General features: G+C 68.2%; 19 protein-coding genes. 9 read left to right on the top strand and 10 right to left on the bottom strand.

All coding sequences use genetic code 11. The features are described 5' to 3' along the window. Positions 1-5 precede the first annotated feature (5 nt). Entirely contained in the window at positions 6-2,156 is a 2,151-nt protein-coding gene (locus tag J4E04_RS21515; RefSeq protein ID WP_490149596.1) for a 3-hydroxyacyl-CoA dehydrogenase NAD-binding domain-containing protein, read from the top strand. A gap of 50 nt (positions 2,157-2,206) precedes the next feature. Here the strand turns inward: J4E04_RS21515 and J4E04_RS21510 are convergent, their stop codons facing one another. Beyond that, positions 2,207-3,346, bottom strand: a complete 1,140-nt coding sequence (locus J4E04_RS21510; RefSeq protein WP_328813827.1) for a lipase family protein — start codon at positions 3,344-3,346, stop codon at positions 2,207-2,209. Between the two features lie 108 nt (positions 3,347-3,454). Here J4E04_RS21510 and J4E04_RS21505 point away from each other — a divergent pair, with 108 nt between their 5' ends. Further along, positions 3,455-3,643: a hypothetical protein gene (locus tag J4E04_RS21505; RefSeq protein ID WP_490150604.1), complete on the top strand. Its 189-nt coding sequence runs from the start codon at positions 3,455-3,457 to the stop codon at positions 3,641-3,643. Here the strand turns inward: J4E04_RS21505 and fadD5 are convergent. From fadD5 to J4E04_RS21490, 3 genes are all read right to left on the bottom strand, one after another. Further along, complete coding sequence (gene fadD5, locus J4E04_RS21500) at positions 3,640-5,175, bottom strand: fatty-acid--CoA ligase FadD5 (protein ID WP_490149595.1); 1,536 nt, start codon at positions 5,173-5,175, stop codon at positions 3,640-3,642. The two genes, J4E04_RS21505 and fadD5, sit on opposite strands and share 4 nt — an antisense overlap. Positions 5,176-5,262: 87 nt before the next feature. Further along, positions 5,263-6,582 (bottom strand): class I SAM-dependent methyltransferase, encoded by a 1,320-nt coding sequence (locus J4E04_RS21495; RefSeq protein ID WP_027506633.1) that lies wholly within the window; start codon positions 6,580-6,582, stop codon positions 5,263-5,265. Continuing rightward, on the bottom strand, positions 6,579-7,991 hold the full coding sequence (locus J4E04_RS21490; RefSeq protein WP_490150592.1) for an FAD-binding oxidoreductase: 1,413 nt from the start codon (positions 7,989-7,991) through the stop codon (positions 6,579-6,581). The genes J4E04_RS21495 and J4E04_RS21490 overlap by 4 nt, the downstream gene beginning before the upstream one ends. Positions 7,992-8,219: 228 nt before the next feature. On the opposite strand from J4E04_RS21490, the gene J4E04_RS21485 reads away from it, so the two are divergent. Genes J4E04_RS21485 through recR form a run of 3 tightly spaced genes read left to right on the top strand, consistent with a single transcriptional unit; the run spans position 8,220 to position 9,679 of the window. Continuing rightward, positions 8,220-8,654 carry an SRPBCC family protein gene (locus J4E04_RS21485; protein WP_027506635.1) on the top strand — a complete coding sequence of 145 codons (435 nt, stop codon included), beginning with the start codon at positions 8,220-8,222 and terminating at the stop codon, positions 8,652-8,654. 58 nt (positions 8,655-8,712) lie between these two features. Next, on the top strand, positions 8,713-9,051 hold the full coding sequence (locus J4E04_RS21480; protein WP_204869622.1) for a YbaB/EbfC family nucleoid-associated protein: 339 nt from the start codon (positions 8,713-8,715) through the stop codon (positions 9,049-9,051). A 16-nt stretch (positions 9,052-9,067) separates the two neighbouring features. Continuing rightward, positions 9,068-9,679, top strand: a complete 612-nt coding sequence (gene recR / locus J4E04_RS21475) for a recombination mediator RecR (protein ID WP_027506637.1) — start codon at positions 9,068-9,070, stop codon at positions 9,677-9,679. Here recR and J4E04_RS21470 read toward each other — a convergent pair. Together J4E04_RS21470 and J4E04_RS21465 are read right to left on the bottom strand one after the other, a co-directional pair. Further along, complete coding sequence (locus tag J4E04_RS21470; protein ID WP_056444251.1) at positions 9,676-10,344, bottom strand: response regulator; 669 nt, start codon at positions 10,342-10,344, stop codon at positions 9,676-9,678. The genes recR and J4E04_RS21470 overlap by 4 nt on opposite strands. Further along, positions 10,341-12,017: a sensor histidine kinase gene (locus J4E04_RS21465; protein WP_490149594.1), complete on the bottom strand. Its 1,677-nt coding sequence runs from the start codon at positions 12,015-12,017 to the stop codon at positions 10,341-10,343. Before J4E04_RS21465 ends, J4E04_RS21470 begins: the two co-directional genes overlap by 4 nt. A gap of 136 nt (positions 12,018-12,153) precedes the next feature. Between J4E04_RS21465 and J4E04_RS21460 the strand changes: the two genes are divergently transcribed. The 4 genes from J4E04_RS21460 to J4E04_RS21445 all read left to right on the top strand — a co-directional run bounded on the left by J4E04_RS21460 (position 12,154) and on the right by J4E04_RS21445 (position 16,181). Continuing rightward, positions 12,154-13,140: a Bug family tripartite tricarboxylate transporter substrate binding protein gene (locus tag J4E04_RS21460; protein ID WP_328814003.1), complete on the top strand. Its 987-nt coding sequence runs from the start codon at positions 12,154-12,156 to the stop codon at positions 13,138-13,140. 104 nt (positions 13,141-13,244) lie between these two features. Continuing rightward, complete coding sequence (locus J4E04_RS21455) at positions 13,245-14,651, top strand: CitMHS family transporter (RefSeq protein WP_027506641.1); 1,407 nt, start codon at positions 13,245-13,247, stop codon at positions 14,649-14,651. A gap of 31 nt (positions 14,652-14,682) precedes the next feature. Then, entirely contained in the window at positions 14,683-15,084 is a 402-nt protein-coding gene (locus J4E04_RS21450) for a universal stress protein (protein ID WP_056443269.1), read from the top strand. Positions 15,085-15,104: 20 nt separating this feature from the next. Then, positions 15,105-16,181, top strand: a complete 1,077-nt coding sequence (locus J4E04_RS21445; RefSeq protein ID WP_490149593.1) for an AbrB family transcriptional regulator — start codon at positions 15,105-15,107, stop codon at positions 16,179-16,181. Here the strand turns inward: J4E04_RS21445 and J4E04_RS21440 are convergent. From J4E04_RS21440 to J4E04_RS21425, 4 genes are read right to left on the bottom strand one after another with little or no spacing between them, the layout of a single operon-like run. Further along, a complete protein-coding gene (locus J4E04_RS21440; protein ID WP_204869628.1) occupies positions 16,178-16,879 on the bottom strand; it encodes a type 1 glutamine amidotransferase in 702 nt (233 codons plus the stop codon). The genes J4E04_RS21445 and J4E04_RS21440 overlap by 4 nt on opposite strands. After that, positions 16,872-18,158 carry a Mur ligase family protein gene (locus tag J4E04_RS21435; protein ID WP_027506645.1) on the bottom strand — a complete coding sequence of 429 codons (1,287 nt, stop codon included), beginning with the start codon at positions 18,156-18,158 and terminating at the stop codon, positions 16,872-16,874. The genes J4E04_RS21440 and J4E04_RS21435 overlap by 8 nt, the downstream gene beginning before the upstream one ends. A 30-nt stretch (positions 18,159-18,188) precedes the next feature. Further along, complete coding sequence (locus tag J4E04_RS21430) at positions 18,189-19,100, bottom strand: ABC transporter substrate-binding protein (protein WP_490149592.1); 912 nt, start codon at positions 19,098-19,100, stop codon at positions 18,189-18,191. A 38-nt stretch (positions 19,101-19,138) separates the two neighbouring features. Next, positions 19,139-20,098 (bottom strand): EamA family transporter, encoded by a 960-nt coding sequence (locus J4E04_RS21425; RefSeq protein WP_490149591.1) that lies wholly within the window; start codon positions 20,096-20,098, stop codon positions 19,139-19,141. Positions 20,099-20,161: the final 63 nt, after the last annotated feature.

Here is a 20,161-nt window from a genome sequence, read left to right as displayed (position 1 = left end):
ACAGCATGAGTGACAACATGATTCAGTGGGACCAGGATGCCGACGGCATCGTCACCCTGACGATGGACGACCCGAACCAGGGCGCCAACACGATGAACGAGCTCTACAAGACCTCGATGGGCGCCACGGTCGACCGCCTCGAGGCCGAGAAGGACTCCATCACCGGTGTCGTCGTCACCTCGGCGAAGAAGACCTTCTTCGCCGGTGGCGATCTCAAGAACATGATCAAGGCCGGCCCCGCCGACGCCCAGCAGATCTTCGACGAGGTGCAGACGGTCAAATCGCAGCTGCGTCGGCTCGAGACGCTCGGCAAGCCCGTCGTGTCCGCGATCAACGGCGCCGCACTCGGTGGCGGCCTGGAGATCACGCTGGCGACGCACCACCGCATCGTCGCGGACGTTCCCGGTGTCCAGCTCGGCCTGCCCGAGGTGTCGCTGGGCCTGCTGCCCGGCGGCGGCGGCGTCACCCGCATCACCCGCATGATGGGTATCCAGAACGGCTTCATGTCGGTGCTGTCCCAGGGCACGCGATTCCGCCCGGCCAAGGCGCTCGAGCTCGGTCTGGTGCACGAGGTCGTCGGCAGCGTCGAGGAACTCGTTCCCGCCGCGAAGGCATGGATCAAGGCCAACCCCGAGGGCGGCGTCGCCCCCTGGGACGTCAAGGGCTACAAGATCCCCGGCGGCACGCCGTCCAATCCCAAGCTCGCGCAGATCCTTCCGGCGTTCCCGTCGAACCTGCGCAAGCAGATCAAGGGCGCGCCGATGCCGGCACCGCTCGCGATCCTGTCCGCCGCGGTGGAGGGTGCGCAGGTCGACTTCGACAACGCGTCCACCATCGAGTCGCGCTACTTCACGTCGCTCGTCACCGGCCAGGTGTCGAAGAACATGATCCAGGCGTTCTTCTTCGACCTGCAGGCGATCAATGCCGGCAAGTCCCGCCCGGACGGCTACGAGCAGACGCAGTTCACCAAGGTCGCCGTGCTCGGCGCCGGCATGATGGGCGCCGGCATCGCCTACGTCTGTGCCAAGGCCGGAATCGACGTCGTCCTCAAGGACGTCGAGCAGGCGTCCGCAGACAAGGGCAAGGCGTACTCCGAGGCCATCGAGGCCAAGGCGCTCTCACGCGGCAAGACCACGCAGGAGAAGTCGGACGCGCTGCTGGCGCGTATCCACCCGACTGCCGATCCGAAGGACGTCGAGGGTGCAGACCTCGTCATCGAGGCGGTCTTCGAGTCGCAGGACCTCAAGCACAAGGTCTTCCAGGAGATCGAGGACCTCGTCGCACCCGATTCGCTGCTCGGCTCGAACACCTCGACGCTGCCCATCACCGGTCTCGCGACGGGTGTCAAGCGCCAGGAAGACTTCATCGGAATCCACTTCTTCTCGCCCGTCGACAAAATGCCGCTGGTCGAGATCATCCGCGGTGACAAGACCTCGGATGCCGCTCTGGCCAAGGCATTCGACCTCGTGCAGGCCATCAAGAAGACTCCGATCGTCGTCAACGACAGCCGTGGCTTCTTCACCTCCCGCGTGATCGGCACCTTCATCAACGAGGCCATCGCCATGCTGGGCGAGGGCGTCGAGCCCGCGACCATCGAGCAGGCCGGTCTGCAGGCGGGCTACCCGGCGCCGCCGTTGCAGCTCTCCGACGAGCTGACGCTGACGCTGATGCAGAAGATCCGCAAGGAGACCTACGACGCGATCGTCGCAGCCGGCGGAACTCCTCCCGAGGATGCCGCGGGCGCGGTCATCGACAAGATGGTCGACGAGTTCGAGCGTCCGTCGAAGGCCAAGGGTGCCGGCTTCTACGAGTACGTCGACGGCAAGCGCACCGGCCTCTGGTCGGGTCTGCGTGACGCCTTCAAGTCGGGTACCTCGGAGTCGTCGTTCGAGGACCTCAAGGAGCGCATGCTCTTCATCGAGGCGATCGAGACGCAGAAGTGCTTCGACGAGGGCGTGCTGAACACGACGGCCGACGCCAACATCGGCTCGATCTTCGGTATCGGCTTCCCGGCGTGGACCGGTGGCGTGCACCAGTACGTCGTCGGCTACGAGGCCGCGGACGGCTCGATCGGCAAGGAGGCGTTCGTCGCCCGTGCCGAGGAGCTGGCCAAGCAGTACGGCGAGCGGTTCACTCCGCCTGCGTCTCTGCGCTAGTCACGAGTACACGACAGCCCCGCACCTCCTGGTGTGGGGCTGTCGTCGTCTCAGCTCAGGACGCGCGCGGCGAAGTCGAGTGATGCGGGCATGGAGGCCATCAGGGTGCCGATGTGATCGGGCGTCGGAAAGGTGACCAGCTGGAAGTCCGTACCGGCAGCGGTCATCCGGGCCGTGTGGACGAACGTGAGCGGAGCCGGAACTGTCTGATCGGAGAGGCTCTGAGTCACGAGGAGCGGCCGGTCGTAGCCACTGACGGGGACGGCCTGCATCTGCTCGAGCACGGGGGCCAGCGGCGTCAACGGGCGCGTGAGAAGCTCCCCGAACTGGGCCGGGTGCGCCGACCGATAATCGCGGAACTCGGTGCCGCACAGCGTGGTCGCAGCGTCGAGATACTCGACGCCCTTCGGCGTCAGGTACTGCCGGACGTCGAGTTCCGGACGCTGGTCCGCCAGTCCGGCGAGAGTGTAGAAGACGTAGCCGAGAAAGCCGCTGGGGACGACCGGCGGGAGAACCGGACCGACCAGCGGGAGCACGGTGTCGAGCCCCGTCGGGCCGGCCACGGACACGGCGCCGCGGAAGTCGAGGTCCGGTGCGCGGGTGGATGCCGCTGCGGCGGTGAAGAAGGACGTGTTGCCGCCCTGGGACAAGCCGGTGGTGATCCATTCCGGCGAGAGCCGATCGCCGAGCATCGTGTGTGCTGCGCGGACGATGTCGATCGCGTTGGCACCGGCGGCGGGTCCGTCCAGATAGGCGTGCACACCCGGAGTCCCCATGCCCGCATAGTCGGTGGCCACCACGGCGTGGCCGGCGGCCAGCCACGCCTCGATCGCCGGACGCTCGTACTGCGCGGTGCCCGTCGCCGACGGTGCACACGAGTCGGCGACACCGGTGGTGCCGTGGGCGTAGGACACGACCGGCCATCCGTCGGCGGGAGCATCGCCTGTCGGCACGAACACCGTGCCCGTCGACTCCCCGGCCTGCTCGGCCGTCCGCAGCGTGGAGTAGCGCACCACATAGCTCTCCGCGGCGCCGGCGGGTGCCAGCGCGGGATCGAGCGCGGTGCTGGAGAGCACCGTGCCCGCGGCCGTCTCGGCGGACGCGGGAGCAGGGACGAGAAGGACGGACGACGCGAGTGCGACGCACGCGACGAGGACCGGTGGACAGAATCGTCGGGGAAGAGAAGTCACGGACAGCAGTCCATCATGTCGAGCGGCGTCCGTGGTGTGTCCCGTCGCGACGATGTGTCTCGTCAGGAGAACGGGCCCGACGCGGCATCAGGGGACTAAGTTCGACAAGTGAAGACTCCCGTTGTCACCGTCATCGGTGCCGTGATCGCCGTCATGGGCCTGCTGTTCAGCCTCCAGGGATTCGGGGTGATCGGTGGCAGTGCGATGAGCAACACGACCACCTGGTCGATCCTCGGCCCCGTCATCCTGATCGTCGGAGTGGCGATCGTGGTGGTGAGCAGGCGCCGACGGGTCTAGTCGGAGAAACGCCTGCGCAGGTCGACCTTCACGACCTTGCCGCCGGCGTTGCGGGGGAGCGCCTCCACCAGCACCAGGTGGCGCGGGTGCTTGTAGTGCGCGAGGCGTCCGTCCAGCCAGCCGACGAGGTCGGGAAGCGTGAGGTCCGGCTCGTCGGTGCCGCGCTGCGCGACGACGGCGACGGGCACCTCACCCCAGCGGTCGTCCGGGCGGCCTATCACTGCTGCTTCGAGGATTCGGGGGTGGGAGAACAGCACGTTCTCGACCTCGGCGCAGTAGATGTTCTCGCCGCCGGAGATGATCATGTCCTTCTTGCGGTCGACGACGAAGACGAAGCCCTCCTCGTCCTGACGCACCAGGTCGCCGGAATGGAACCAGCCGCCGTGGAACGCGTCCGACGTGGCGGCAGGGTTCTCCCAGTACCCGTGCATCAGCGTCGGCCCGCGATAGACGATCTCGCCGATGTCACCTCGCGGGACGTCGACCATGTCGTCGTCGACGACCCGAGCCTCCACCGTGGCGACGACGCGTCCCACGGACCCGAGTTTGCGGAGTGCGTCGCCGCCGTCGAGGACGCAGGTGATCGGCGACATCTCGGTCTGACCGAAGACGGCCACGGTGAGGGCGTCGGGGAAGGTCTGCGACATCGCCCGCAGGACGGTGTCCGACGCCGGCGCCGCACCCCACGAGATCACTCGCAGCGACAACGTCCTGGGGCGGCGCGCCTGTTCCGAGCAGACCGCCTGCCACTGCACCGGCACGAGGAACAGGGTGGTCACCGCCTCGGCCTCGAGGACGTCGAGCAACGCGGCCGGATCGAACGCACCGACGGGGTGGACGACGGTCGGGATGCCGAGCTTGAGGCTGGGGGCGATGCTGCCCAGGGCGGCGATGTGGAACATCGGTGACGCACAGAAGTTGATCTCGTCGACTCCGTACATCTGCAGGGCGCGAATGCAGGTCAGCGCCTGAGCCTGCATGTTGGAATGGGACAGCACAGCACCTTTGGGGCGGCCGGTCGTTCCCGAGGTGTACATGATCAGAGCCGGTGCGTCGTCCGGGACGTCGGTGTCCGGCGCGGGCGCGCCCTCGCGGATCAGAGCCTCGTAGGTGTCCCCGTCTCCGCCCACCACGATCGAGTCCGCGACGCCCACCGCCGCGGCGAGCGGCGCCAGAGCGTCCTCCACGACGATGAGGCCGGCGCCGCTGTTCTGCGCGAGGTAGGTGATCTCCGGGGCGCTCATCCGAAAGTTGACGGGCACGGCGATCGCACCGACGGCATTGATGGCGAGCACCGATTCGATGTACTCGGGCCGGTTGAGCATGAGGATCAGCACCCGGTCCCCGGCCGTCACGCCACGGTGGGACAACCCGCCGGCGAGTGCGTCGACACGATCGCAGAGGCCGCGCCAGGTGTGCGTCGTCCCGCCGAAGCGCAGCGCCACGCCCGCGGGATTCATCAGTGCGTGTCGTCGTACCTGGTTGTTCCAGTTGTCCCGCCGTGCACGTCCGGGCTGCGACTGATCCGCCATCTCGGGTGTCCTCTCGTGGAGTCGCACCCACTCGGGTGTCGACAGTCCCCGTGATTCGACACCCGAGACGGCGTCCGTGTCAGTGGATCAGCCGATCCACCAGGGCCGCAACGGAAGACCCGCGTCGTTGTTCTCGTCGAGCTTGACGGCGAGCACCTGGTGCAGCTGGACCACGTTGCGCTCGAAGCCCAGGCGTGAGCCCGCCATGTAGAGGCCCCACACGCGCGCGGTGCCCTCACCGACCTCCGCGACGCAGGCGTCCCAGTTGTCGACGAGGTTGCGGCACCAGTCCCGGAGCGTCATCGCGTAGTGCTCGCGCAGGTTCTCCTCGTGACGCACCTCGAGGCCCACGTCCTGCATCTCGGTGATGATGCGGCCGGATCCCGTCAGCTCGCCGTCGGGGAAGACGTAGCGGTCGATGAAGCCGCCGGCCCGCGCCGACGAGCGGTTGTCCGGGCGGGTGATGCAGTGGTTCAGGACGCGGCCACCCGGGCGCAGCTTTCCCTTGATGAACTCGAAGTACGCCGGGTAGTTCGAGACGCCGATGTGCTCGGTGAGGCCGATCGACGACACGGCGTCGAAGTCGCCCTCGACGATGTCGCGGTAGTCGCTGTGACGCACCTCCGCGAGATCGCTCAGACCGTCGGCGGCGATGGCGTTCTGCGCCCACTCTGCCTGCTCGCGCGAGAGCGTGGCGCCGATGACGTGGACGCCGCGGCGGGCCGCGTAGCGCACCATCGAACCCCAGCCGCAGCCGATGTCGAGCAGTCGATCGCCCGCCTTCAGGTTCAGCTTCTCGAACACCAGGCGGTACTTGTTCTCCTGCGCCTCCTCGAGCGACGCCTCGAGAGTCGGGTAGGCGGCGCAGGTGTAGGTCATCGACGGGCCGAGCACGTACTCGTAGAACGTGTTCGACACGTCGTAGTGGTGGTGGATGCTCTCGGCGTCCCGAGTCTTGCTGTGCCGCAACCCCTCGGCGATACGACGCCAACGTGGGAGAGATTCCTGGGGCGGGGGAGCGATGGGACGCAGCAACTCCCATCCGAGAGACCGGGTGACGGTCGCCAGTGCGCGCGCGGACGGACGTTTGAAGTGCAGGTCGTCGCCCAGCATCCGGAGCACGTCGTACGGGTCACCCGGGTGGGCGCCCTCGATCTCCAGATCGCCCGAGACGTAGGCGCGAGCCATGCCCAGGTCGCCGGGGGCGGTCGCGAGGTAGGTGGTGCCGCGGGGTGAGGTGAGCCTGAGCCCGTACTCGGAATCTTCGGCACCGGCCGTACTGCCGTCGTACGCCGAGAATCGAACGGGCAGATCACCTTCGGTGAACTGCTCGAGAATCTCGGCGATGGAGAGTTTGGGGGAACCGCCGGACAGGCCGGGGTTCCGTTGATCCTTGAATGTCGTCATCGACGATGCACCGCCTTCGAATACAGATCCAACAACCGCGAATCGGGGTCGTACTTCTCTTTGAGTCGGCGGTAACCGTCACCGCCGTAGAGGGCATCGAACTCGGCCCTGTCGTAGAACGAGTCCGAGTAGAGGGACTTGTGACCGTCGAACTCGGTCACCTTCTTCTCGATCCGACGGTTGGCGGCCCCGTCGGGTTCACCGGGGACCACGGGCACCGACGACCAGAAGCCGACGTTGACGTAGGTGCGGTGAGGTTCGAGCGGATAGAGGGGCCACCCGCGTACTCCGGCGTCGGAGTCCTGCGCGTCGGCGTACCCGTCGGGTTCGCGAAGTCGCAAGGGACACAGCCACAACGGCTCGATCGGGATCTCGTCGAGGAACCACGAGACGAACGCGGCCGTGTTCTCGATCGGCACCTCGATGTCCTGCACGACGCGCTCGCGGATCGGGTTGCCCTTGCGCTTCTCGAGACGGTCGGCGATGTCGTACTTCTGGTCGAGCGCGATCAGCTTCCAGTAGAAGCTGCTGCGCAGATACTTCTTCGGCCAGAGACGTCGGATGCGCGGGTTCTGCGCACCGAAGGCGCGCGAGCACCAGAACCAGTCGGTGTCCCACCGCCACAGGTAGTCGCGCACCGTCAGGCGGTCCGTTCGCGGTGCGGTGCCGTCGTGCTGGATGGACCGGTAGAAGATCGCCGAGTCGGTGTAGTCGCTCACCGGTCCCGGCTCGTCGGTCTGCCGGCCCAGGGTCAGATAGGCCTCGGTCCCGGAGAACACCACCCCGTCGAGGTAGTCGACGCGGTCACCCTCGTACTGCCGCTCCGCGACGATGCGCGCCATGACCGTCTGCACCGACTCGAGGTCGTGGAACCGGACGTGGCGCAGGGCGACGTAGGGAAGGACGGGCTCGAGTTCGATGCGCAACCGTGACGAGTAGCCGAGGGTGCCGTAGGAGTTGGGGAAACCTCGGAAGAGGTCGCTGTACTCGTTGTCGGGAGTGGCCGTGACGACGTCACCCGATCCGGCGAGAATGTCGATCTCGAGGACGGACTCGTGCGGAAGGCCGCTGCGGAACGACGTCGACTCGATGCCGAGGCCGGTGACCGCGCCGCCGAGCGTGATCGTCTTGAGCTGCGGCACCACCAGGGGAGCGAGCCCATACGCCAGGGTGGCGTCGACGAGGTCCTCGTAGGTGCACATTCCCTGCACGTCGGCGGTCATGGCGTCGGGGTCGACCGAGATGACGCCTCCCAACCCGGAGACGTCGAGTCCAGGGGCGGAGTTCTTCGGCCTGGCCCGGAAGAGGTTGGAGGTCTTCTTCACCAGGCGGACGGTCGCGTCCCGGGGAATGGCACGGTAACTGGCCAGAAGCCGTTCCACACCCGCCCGATGTCCCGCTTGTCCGATCTCGTGCGGACGGTTGCCGCCCCCGCCGGGTTCCCGCGCTCCCCCGAGCGCCGCATCGACTGTCTGAGCCACGCGAGAACGCTATACGGAGGTTGTTCGCAACGCTATGGAAGGTGCCTCCCGACGAGGAAACTTCACACGATCGTTGCGCTCGATTCGCCCGGGCGTGGACGTGAAACAATGAATGTCACCGTCCGTCCCACCCCGACATCAGGAGTTCTCCCCGTCATGGCCAAGGTCAGCGCGAGCAGTTCCCTCACCATCAGTGCGGCTCCCGACAAGGTCCTCGCGGCACTGTCCGACTACGAGACGGTGCGTCCGCGCATCCTGCCCGAGCAGTACCGCGACTTCGCGGTCGTCGAGGGTGGGCAGGGCGACGGCACCGTCGCTCGCTGGGTCCTGCAGGCGACCGAGAAGCGCTCGCGGAACGTGCTCGCGACCGTGTCGGTGTCCGGCGCGACCGTCACGGAGAAGGACGCCAACTCGTCGATGGTGACCACGTACCTCGTCGCCCCGAGCGGTAGCGGGTCGTCGGTCACCACCACCACGGAGTGGACGGGCGCCGGCGGTGTCGGCGGCTTCTTCGAGAAGACGTTCGCGCCCCTCGGACTGAAGAAGATTCAGGCGCAGCTCCTGCAGAACCTCTCGCGCCAGGTGGAGTGAGGCACGCGGCTACGCTCGACCGACACGATCTCGTCACCACTTCGGAAGGACACCCGCCGTGCAACCCGGTGAACAGCCCGACATGTCCCAGCTGCTGCAGCAGGCCCAGCAGATGCAGCAGCAGTTGATGGCAGCCCAGGCGGAGATCGCCGCGACGGAGGTCACCGGTCGCGCCGGCAACGGTCTCGTCGTGGCGACGGTGAAGGGCAGCGGCGAGGTGGTCGGTCTGACCATCGACCCCAAGGTCGTGGATCCCGACGACGTCGAGACCCTGCAGGACCTCATCATCGGTGCGATCGCCGACGCGTCCCGCGCCGCGGGTGAGGTCGCGTCGCAGAAGCTCGGTCCCCTCGCCGGCCTGGGCGGCGGCGGACTCCCCGGCCTGCCCGGCTTCTAGAACCGGGTCGAGAAGCGTGTACGAAGGTCCGGTCCAGGATCTGATCGACGAGCTGGGCAAACTTCCCGGTGTCGGACCGAAGAGCGCGCAGCGCATCGCCTTTCATCTGTTGGGGGTCGAGGCGCCCGAGATCGACCGTCTGCAGAAGGCGTTGCAGCGCGTCCGCGACGGGGTGCAGTTCTGCATCGTCTGCGGCACCGTCTCCGACAAGGAACTGTGCCGCATCTGTGCGGACCCGCGCCGTGATCGGACGAAGATCTGCGTCGTCGAGGAACCCAAGGACGTGCAGGCCGTCGAGCGCACCCGCGAGTTCAAGGGCAGATACCACGTGCTGGGCGGCGCGTTGGATCCGCTGAGCGGGGTCGGTCCCGATCAGCTGCGCATCCGGGAGTTGCTCACCCGCATCGGCAATCAGGAGGACGGCGTCGACGTCTCCGAGGTGATCATCGCGACCGACCCCAACACCGAGGGGGAGGCGACGGCCACCTACCTGCTGCGCATGATGCGTGATTTCCCCGGCCTGTCCGTCACCCGGCTGGCCTCCGGACTGCCCATGGGCGGCGACCTCGAGTTCGCGGACGAGCTCACGTTGGGCCGTGCGCTGTCCGGCCGCAACGTGATGAATTAGCGCTCGAGCCGATAGAGGCGCTCGGGTCGCCCCACGTTGCCGTAGTCGAGCGAGACGGTCACCCGGTCGACGTCGCTGAGGTACTCCAGGTAGCGGCGAGCGCTCGACCGCGACATCCCGGTCCTCTCGGCCATCGTGCTCGCCGAGGTCTCGCCGGGATTCTCCCGCAGTTGGTGCTCGACCATGGCCAGCGTCTCGGCGCTCAGGCCCTTGGGGAGCCGCGTCGCGGTCCCGCGCACGCCGAACGCCTTGTCGACGGCGTCCTGCTCCGCCTCGTCGATCGCGGCCAGCGACTCCCGTGTGCGGCGGTAGTGCTCGAGGCGCTCCTGCAGTGCCTGGAACTTGAACGGCTTGATCAGGTAGTGCACGGCGCCCGCGCGCAGTGCCTTGCGCACCGATTCGGCCTCGCGCTCGCTGGTGATCACCAGGACGTCGAGGTCGGGGATGATCTCCCGGAACGGGCCGATGAGATCGAGCCCGGTGACGCCGGGCAGATGGACGTCCAGCAGCACCAGATCGGGACGGGTGGACTCCACCTTCTCCAGCGCTTCCTGCGCCGTGTGCGCCACCCCGCACACCTCGAATCCGGCCACCTTGGTGACGAAACCGGTGTGCACCCGCGCGACCATGAAGTCGTCGTCCACCACCAGCACCCTGAGTGTCATCGCGTCCTCCCCCCGGATCCGGTGACGGCCCGGAAGACCGTCCACCGCCTACCGTCCTCGACTCTGTCACTCACGCCGACCTCACCGCCGCGTCGGCGGCACACGACACGCACGAGGGCGAGGCCGAAACCGTGCCCGTCGAGCGACGTCCCCTTCGTGCTCCACCCCTGCTCGAACACGCGATCGGCATCCTCCGTGCCGATGCCGGGGCCGTTGTCGGCCACCTCGACCTCGATCCCGTCCGCGTCCGCGACGATCCGGACGCGCACCACCGCGTCCACCGACTGCCCCTCGAGGACTGCGTCCACGGCCTGATTCTCGAGGACTGCGTCCACAGCGTTGTCGACGAGGTTGCCGACGACGGTGCAGAGGTCTCGGGAGGCATCGTCGTCGAGTCGCGGGAGGTGTGAGGCGTCGTCGAGTGCCACGGTCACCGAGCGGGCCGCGGCGGCGCCGATCTTGGCGATGAGCAGCGCCGCGACCCCGAGATCGTCGATGCGGTCGGTCACGGTGGACGTGAGGCGCTCACGATGCTCGGTGATGCCGTCGACGTACCGCTCCACCTCGTCGTACTCACCGAGCTGGACCAGTCCCGAGATGGTGTGCAGCTGGTTGTCGAACTCGTGGATGTGCTCCCGCAGTGCCGTCGAGCTGGTGCGGCTGATGTCGAGTTTGCTCTGGACCTCGCTCAGTTCGGTGCGGTCACGGAACGTGGTCACCGTGGCCACCTTCCGTCCGGACGCCTCGATCGGCACCGTGTTGAAGACGAGGATGCGATCTCCGGTGAGGACGAGCTGGTCGCCGTCGTCGCTCGGGTGACGCAGGACGTCGAGGACCCGGTCGTCGAGTCCGAGCTCCTCCACCCGCCGGCCCACACCGTCCTCGTCGAGGCCGAGCATGTCGTGTGCGCTGCGGCTCAGCAGGACCACCCGACCCGACGGATCCAGCGCCACCACGGCCTCCTTGAGGCCCTCGAGCATCGCCTGCCGCTGGCGCACCAGGTCGACGATCTCCCCGGCCTCCATTCCCATGGTCTGCCGCTTGACGCGTCGGGCCAGCAGGATCGACCCGACGGCGCCCAGAACGGAGGCCACGGCAAGGTAGATGACGAGGTCCGGGGTCGCCTGCGCGAGGCGCTCCCACACCGACGGGTACTCGCGGCCGACGATCGCCACACCGACGATGCGGCCGTCGGCATCGAGCACCGGGACCTGTGACTGCACGGACGCGTCGGGGGACACCGCGGTGTTGGCGCTCGTCTCGGCGAGACCGGTCCAGGATCGGCCCGTCCGCGCGCCCGCTCCCTCGGCCGCCGATTCCTGTCCCACCCGCGACGGGTCGGTCGCGACGACGATGATGCCGTCGGGGTCCGTCAGTTGCGCGTAGTCCAGACCTGAGACGGCCCGCACCGACTCGACCGCACCCTGCAGCGCCGTGCGGATTCGGGGCTGGGCGGAGGCGAGCAGTTGTCGCACGGTGGGACTCGCGGCGAGGTTCTCGGCAGCCGACTGGACGCGCAGACCCTGTTCGCGCTGGAAGGTCGCCGACGCCTGGGCCAGCGACAACCCGCTGATGACGACGAGCACCGCGACGATGATGAGAAGCTGCAGTGCGAGCAGTTGCGACGAGAGGGTGCGGCGTGTTCCGAAGATGCGCAGTCGCCGCCCGATCACGAGGTGAACCGTACCGCCGGGCGAGCGCGGAATTCGTGCATCTGCGTGCGCTACGGACGCTCACAATGAACACAATCCCGTTTGTGCACCAAAGGGTGACCACAGTCACAGGATCCGACACAGTGAGACCGTGCCCATGAACCGACGCCTCCGCATCAGCGCTCTCGCAGCGTTGCTCGCGGTGCTCTGCACGGCGACCGCGTGCAGTGCGGGGGTGTCGGCCATGGTGACCGGGGCGGAGGAGCCGGGACTTCGCGTCATCGCTCCGTCGGTCGCCGGTGGCGGTTACGACCTGACCGCTCGCAGTCTGGCCCGAGGTTGGGCCGCGGAGGGCGTCGTGGTGGACGACGTCCTCGTACTACCCGGATCGGGTGGTGTCGTGGGACTCAATCGTCTCGCTCTCGAACAGGGCAACGATCGACTCCTGCTGGTGATGGGGCTGGGTCTGGTGGGCGCACTGTCCACCACCCCGTCCGATCACGAGATCGCGGACGTCACCCCGATCGCCCGACTCGTCACCGAACCCGAGGTCGTCCTGGTGCCGGCAGCATCCCCGCTGCGGACTCTGGACGATCTCACGAACGCCTGGCGACAGGATCCCGCGGCTCTGCAGTTCGCCGGCGGCTCCGCGGAGGGTGGGCCGGACGGGTTGTTCCGGACCCAGCTCGCCCGCACCGTCGGTGTCGACCCGCGAGCATCCGAGTACCGCGTCTTCGACGGCGGCGGCGAGTTGCTGCCGGCCCTGTTGACCGGCGAGGTCGACGTCGCCACCACCGGCGTCAGCGAATATCTGGACCAGATCGCGTCCGGTACGGTCCGGGCGCTCGCCGTCTCGAGCTCCGAGCGCGTCGACGGCATCGACGCGCCCACTCTGCGGGAGCAGGGAGTCGACCTCGACTTCGACAACTGGCGCGGCATCCTCGCCCCGCCGGGACTGCCACCGGAGCGCGTCGACCGCCTGATCGCCGACGTCACAGCACTGGTCGGGTCGCCGCTCTGGCAGGAGATCCTGGCGCAGAACGGGTGGCGGGACGCGCTGCTCACCGGAGACGACTTCGCGTCGTTCCTCCGCGAGCAGGCCGACCTGGTCCGCTCGACCATCGATCCACCCACCGACGGCTGACGCCGCACACCTCCGTACTGCGCCACACCTGTGCCCGCAGCCTGCCTCGACACACCCTGCACTGATCGAACCCTGCACTATTCGAACAACGAGGAGTAGTAACCATGTTGGTGATACTCGGCTTCCTCATGGTTGCCGCTTTCATGTTCCTGATCCTGACCAAACGAGCGACCCCGGTGGTCGCCCTCATCCTGGTCCCGGTCATCTTCGGCCTGTTCGCCGGCGCTGGGCTCGGCATCGGCGACATGATCACGGACGGCATCAAGTCGCTCGCCCCCACGGCAGCGCTGCTGTTCTTCGCGATCATCTTCTTCGGCATCATGATCGACGTGGGTCTGTTCGACCCGCTGGTGCGCGGCATCCTCCGCCTGGTGCGCAACGATCCGATGAAGCTGGTCGTCGGCACCGCGGTGCTCGCCATGGTCGTGTCCCTCGACGGTGACGGCTCCACCACGTTCATCATCGTGACGTCCGCGCTGCTGCCGCTCTACCTGAAACTCGGTGTCTCACCGGTCATCCTGACGGTCGTCGCCGGCCTCGCCAACGGCACCATGAACATCATCCCGTGGGGTGGCCCGACCGTTCGCGCCGCGTCCGCACTGGGCATCTCGCCCTCCGACGTCTTCATCCCGATGGTCCCGTCGATGATCGCCGGCCTGATCATCGTGCTGCTCTTCTCGATCCACCTCGGCCTCATGGAGCGTCGCCGCCTCGGCTCGCTGATCTACGACACGGAGCTGGTGGGCGCCGGCGTCGGCACCGACGGCACCGGAACCGGAAACGGCAAGACCCGTCGCAGTACCGGAAGCGCCGACATCACCACCGGCGACGACGAGAACGACGGCAAGGCCGGCCAGTTCATCGACGGCCTGGACCCCAACCGCGACACTCTGCGTCCGAAGCTGCTGTGGTTCAACGCGATCCTGACCGTCACGCTGCTCGTGATCCTGGTCATGGACATCCTCCCCATCCCGGTGCTGTTCATGATCGCCGCCTCCATCGCGCTCACGTTCAACTTCCCGAAGGTCAAGGAGCAGGGCGAGGCCATCGCACGCCACTCCGCCTCGATCGTCTCCGTCGTCGCCATGGTGCTCGCAGCTGCCGTCCTCACCGGCGTGTTCTCCGGTACCGGAATGGTCGAGGCCATGGCCGAGTGGCTCCTCGGCGTCATCCCCGACGCGATGGGTCCGTTCCTGGCCGTCATCACCGGAATCCTGTCGATCCCGTTGACGTTCTTCATGACCAACGACGCCTTCTACTTCGGCATCCTCCCGGTCCTCACCGAGACCGCCGCCCAGTACGGCATCGAGCCGGTCGAGATGGCCCGCGCCTCCATCACCGGACAGCCGGTGCACCTGCAGAGTCCGCTGGTTCCCGCCATCCTGCTGCTGGTCACCCTGGCCGGCGTCTCGCTCGCCGACCATCACCGCAAGGTTCTGTGGCGCGCGACCGTCGTGTCCCTCACCATGCTCGCCGTGGGTGTTCTCCTCGGCCAGATCCCCTTCGGCTGATCAGCATCCACGAGAGAGAGGAGTCACCGACATGAGTGTCGCCGTCGTGCACAACAGTTCCGAGGAAGGCCGCAAGGCACTCGGATCGGCAGTCCAGCAGGCCCGGTCCGCAGGAACCGAACTGGTCGTCCTCCACGCCTTCTCCGGATCCGCAGATCCCTCCTCGGAGGCGAAGGAGACCACCGCGGTCGAGGACTCGATCCGCGCGTCGCTCGCCGCGCTCGGAGAGTCCGAGGCGCAGTGGACTCTCGCTGCGGCCCAGCCCGATCCGGACGCGACCACCACACTGCTCGCGCTCATCGACAAGGCGGACGCCGAGTTGCTGGTCGTCGGGTCGCGGCATCGGTCGGCCGTCGGCAAGTTCCTGATGGGACAGGCCGTCCAGCGCCTGCTTCTCGAAACACCGGTACCGGTGCTGCTCGTCAAGTCGTGAGCGGAGTTCGTACCGTCGCTGTGAGCGCCACCCGCTGGGTGGCGCTCACAGCCGTGTCCGTGGCCGGATGGTTCGCCCTCGACGCCGTCGGCCTGACGGCGCCGTCGTTGTTCGCGGCACTGGTGGTGGCGGTGGTCTTCGCCCTCACCGGAGTGGGACCGCGCGCCGTCCCGCGCGCGGGATCCATGGCGGCGCAGGGAACGTTGGCCGTCACCATCGGTCTCATGGTGGATGTCGAGACGCTGAGTGCACTGGGGGACAACTGGTTTCCTGCGGTCGCCATCGGGGTCGCGACGCTCGTCGTCAGCGCCGGCTGCGGTGCACTGCTCGCACTGAACAAGGACGTCACCGCGGCCACCGGGATGCTGGCGCTGATCGCGGGCGGGGCCACCGGTCTCGTCGCGACAGCGAGAGAGCTCGGCGGCGACGAACGTGTGGTCGCGGTGGTGCAGTACCTGCGGGTGGCACTGGTGGTGGTGACCATGCCTCTGGTGGTCACGTTCGTGTTCCACGCCGACACCCACTCGGTCGCGGCGGCCGCACCCGACGAGAATGCGCTGCCGTGGTGGGTGGGTCTGCTGTTCCTGCTCGGCGCTGTTCTCGTCGGCATCGCGGTGGGGCGGCTCGCGCGGCTTCCTGCACCGGCCACGCTGGGTCCGCTGATGGTGTCCGGCGCCTGCGCGCTGCTGGGCTGGCCCGTGGGCATCGAGGTTCCCATGATCGTGCTGCCACTCGCGTTCCTGGTCATCGGATGGCAAGCGGGACTGGCGTTCACGATGTCGAGCCTGCGCCTGATCGGTCGACTCTTCCCCTACGCGTTCGCGCTGGTGCTCGGCATCGGCGTGATCTGTGCGCTGCTCGGATGGGCGCTGTCCGCGTGGACCGGGACCAGCCTGCTCACCGGCTACCTGGCGACGACCCCCGGCGGGTTGGCGGCAGTGCTCGCGGTGTCCGCGTCCACCGGGTCCGATGTCACGTTCGTGGCGTGCGTGCAGCTCATCCGGCTGGTCTCGATGCTCGTGGCGGCACCGCTCATCGCCCAGCTCCTGATGCGCCGGGCGGCGCGGAGGCCGGCCGAGGATCCGGTCTCGGTCTAGCGGCGCAGACGCTCGGTGCGCAGTTGCTCGACGTCGGCCAGGTGCAACGGCTCGAGCGGGTGTCCGAGAGCGGTCTCGAGCAGGTGGTCGGCCAGCTCCGGGTTCCGTGCCAGCGCCGGCCCGTGCATGTACGTCCCGATGACCGATCCCTGGACGACCCCCTCGTTGCCGTCGCCCACTCCGTTGCCGATGCCGTGCTCCACTCGGGCGAACGGGGCCGCGTCGGGGCCGAGAGTGGTTCCGCCGCGATGGTTCTCGAAGCCGGTGAGTGTCTGGGTGAGGCGGTCCGACACCGGGCGGGTGATGACCTCGCCGATGGACCGCGTCGCCTGCGGCGCCGTGGTGACGTTCAGCATCGACACACCGTCGACGCGTTCGCCGGAGCTCGTCTCGTACCACTCGCCCAGCACCTGGATCGCCGCGCAGATGGCGAGCACCGGTGCACCGCGCTCGGCGGCGCGCTGCAGTCCGGGGTAGCGCGCGAGGTGCTTCGTCGCGAGTCGCTGCGCCGAGTCCTCCGCTCCGCCGAGCACGTAGACGTCGAGGGACTCGGGCACCGGATCGGCGAGGGTGATCGACACGATCTCGGCGTCGAGTCCGCGCATCAGCATGCGCTGGCGCAGGACGAGCGCGTTGCCGCTGTCGCCGTACGTGCCCATGACGTCGGGCAGGACGAGCCCGATACGGAAATCAGACACCGGGTGCCTCCTTCGCGGTCTCGCGCGCCAGTGCCCGGCCGAGGTCACGGAAGGCCGTGTAGTTCGCCAGGACCTCCACGCGCCCGGGTGGGCAGGAGGCGATGGCCCGCAACGGGTTCGGCACCACGGTGTGGTCGGCTCCGGCGTACGTCAGGCGAACTCCCAGGTCGGTCGCACGTTCACCGGCCGCCACCACCGTGGTGTTCTCGAAGTGCTCGAACCGCACGTCCCACAGCCACGACAGGTCCTCGCCGTCGGGCACCTGGCCGTTGACGGCGATCACCAGGCCGTCGGCGGCCGGGTCGATCATCGACAGTGCTTCCTGCCATCCGGCGGGGTTCTTGGCCAGCAGCATGCGCACGGTGTGGGATCCGTACTGGATCGAGCTGTAGCGGCCCGCCACCTCGTCGACCGCGGACACCGCGGCGACGGCCTGCGCGGGGTCGGCGCCCATCGTGACCGCGGCAGCGACGGCCTGCGCCGCGTTTCCGCGGTTGGCCCGGCCGGGCAGCGTCAAACTCATGGGAAGCACGAGACCGTCCGGGCCGTACAGGTTCTCGTCGTCGAGCCACCACTGCGGCTCCGGCCGCGAGAACTCCCGCCCGCCCTCCAGCAGACCTGTGCTGCGCCAGTGCGTGCCGTTCCACTCGATGGGTTCCCCGGTGCGGGGGCAGCTGACCGAGTCGCCGACCCACCCGCCGCCGGCGGCCACCCACACGGTCCGCGGAGCGTCGTACGCCGCGGACGTCATCAGCACGTCGTCGCAGTTGGCGACGACGACGGTGTCGGGATGGGCGACGATTCCCGCGCGGAGCTTGCGCTCGATCATGTTGATCTCGCCGACGCGGTCGAGCTGATCGCGGCTGAGGTTCAGCAACACCAGGACCTCGGGGTTCACGGCGTCGCACACGTGCGGGACGTGCAGCTCGTCGACCTCGAGGGCCGCCAGCGGCGCGGTGCGCCGTGAGTTCAGCGCGGCGACGATGCCCGCGTCCATGTTGGCGCCGTCGGCCTGCGTCGCCACCTCGCCCAGTGTCGCGAGCGCCGCCGCGGTCATCCGGGTGGTGGTCGACTTGCCGTTGGTACCGGTGATGACGGCCGTGCGTCGATTCGCCCCCAGGCGCGACATGAGGGCCGGGTCGATCTTCAGCGCGACGAGACCGCCGATCATCGATCCCTTGCCGCGACCGGCCTTCTGCGAGGCCCACGCGGCCGCGGAGGCCGCCGACAGTGCCAGGCGTCCGCGGGCTCCGAGGTGCCGTCTGCTGCTGTCGATCATGGTGTCCGATCCTCCCACACGGGAAGGAACTCAGGACGCCCCGAGGATCCGTTCGATGTCGTCGAGCACGGCCTGTCCGCCGCGAGGTCCCACGCCGGTGATCCAGTACGACTGGTCGACGAGGTGCGGATTCGGGAACGCCGTCGTGTTCGACGTGACGGGCGTGGGCATCGACGCCGGATCGTCCGGTGTCGCCGACGTCACGACCACGAGATCGGCGCGGGCCTCCGTCGCCAGTTCGGGGGAGACGTCGACACTGATCTCGTTCGACCACTCCGGGCGGGGCGGCGTGGTGAACCCGGCGCACTCGAGGGTGCTGCCCGCGAAGGACAGCGGTCCGTAGAGCGTGAGCTCCTCGTTGCGTGGCCGGATGAGCTGCGCCGTCGACCCGGCGGTGTCGAACCTGTCGGCGATCTCGTCGCACCGCGCGTCGTACTCGCCCAGCAACGGCTCGGCGTCACGTCCGAGGGCGCGCCCGACGAGGCGGACGTTGTCCTGCCACGGGTCGCTCTGCGACGCCATGAACACCGTCGGAGCGATCGCGGACAACCGCTCGTACAGCTCCGAGTGGCGCGTCTCCGTTCCCAGGATCAGATCCGGCTGCAGAGCCGCGATGGCCTCGACGCGAGGCTCCGCGACGGTGCCGACGGTCTCGATGCGCGACGCCTCGTCGCCCAGATACGGGGGCACCCCCGTCGCCTCGCTCAGCACCGACGTGCCCACCGGAACGACGCCGAGCGCGACACTCGTGTCGAGCTGGACGGGTTCGAGAGTGACGACTCGCAACGGCGACGAGGGCACCTCCGTGTCCCCGCGCGCATGGGTCACGGTCCGGGTGCTGTCCGCGGCGTCCTCGGCTGTCGCATCGGTCGAACACGCCGAGGCCACGAGGGCCGTCGCGGCGAGCAGGGTCGCCAGGACAGTACTTCTTTTTCCGAACACGCTTGCCGAGCCTCCGTCACAGTGATGGTGAGGGGACCCTAACCGACGGTGGCTCCGGACGGGGGAGTCACGATCCGGGGCTCGGTCGGTGTGGTCGTCGCGGATCGCGGCGAGTGGCTCAGACCCCACGTGCAGCCGCCGATCACGACGGCCGCACCGACGAGGGAGAGGACGCTCGGCGTCTCGTCGAGCACGAGCCAGGACGCACCGATGCCGACGACCGGGACCAGCAACGAGAACGGCGCGACGACGCCGGCGGGGTAGCGGCTGATCAGGACGGTCCACAGTCCCGAGCCGGCGATCGTGCCGATGACCACGATGTAGGCGAGCCCGATCAACCCGGAGAACTGCCCGGCCGACACCACGTCGCCGATGGCGGTCCATCCCGTGGTCGGACCCTCGACGACGGCCGACAACGCGAACATCGGCAGCGGGGGAACCACCGTCATCCACAGCATGAGTCGCATCGGCTCGACGGGAACGCCGGAGGCCGGTCGAGATGCTCGAGTCGCCAGTCGGTTTCCGAGATTGCCGAAGGCCCAGCTGAGGCCTGCCAACAGCGTCAGCAGCACGGGCAGGAGGGTGGCGTTGTGGGCACGATCCCACCCGATGAGAATCATGCCCCCGACGGCGATGCCGATCCCGATCCACTGGCGCGGCCCGACCTTCTCCCGCAGCAGCAGCGCGCCGAGAACGACGGTGAACGGCGCCGACGACTGGAGTACCAGCGAGGCCAGGCCGGTGGGCATGCCGGCGTTCATCGCGGCGAAGAGGAACGCGAACTGCAGCAGGCCGAAACCCGTGCCGTACAGCAGGAGCCAGCGCACCGGCACGGTCGGTCGGCGGACGAAGAGGACGACCGGAACGGCAATCACCGCGAACCGCAGCGCAGCGAAGAAGAACGGCGGGAACTGGTCGAGCCCGGCGCGGATGGCGAGGAAGTTCAGTCCCCAGACCACCACGACGATCAGTCCGAGCAGGCGGTCGCGAGTGGTCATGACCTCGAGTGTTCCGGGTGCGACTGCTAAGAACAATCGAATTGTGGTGACCAGTAGCTGTAG

It is taken from the genome of Rhodococcus sp. NFXS4 (genome assembly GCF_058139645.1).
This window is presented reverse-complemented; position numbering and strand designations above follow the sequence as displayed.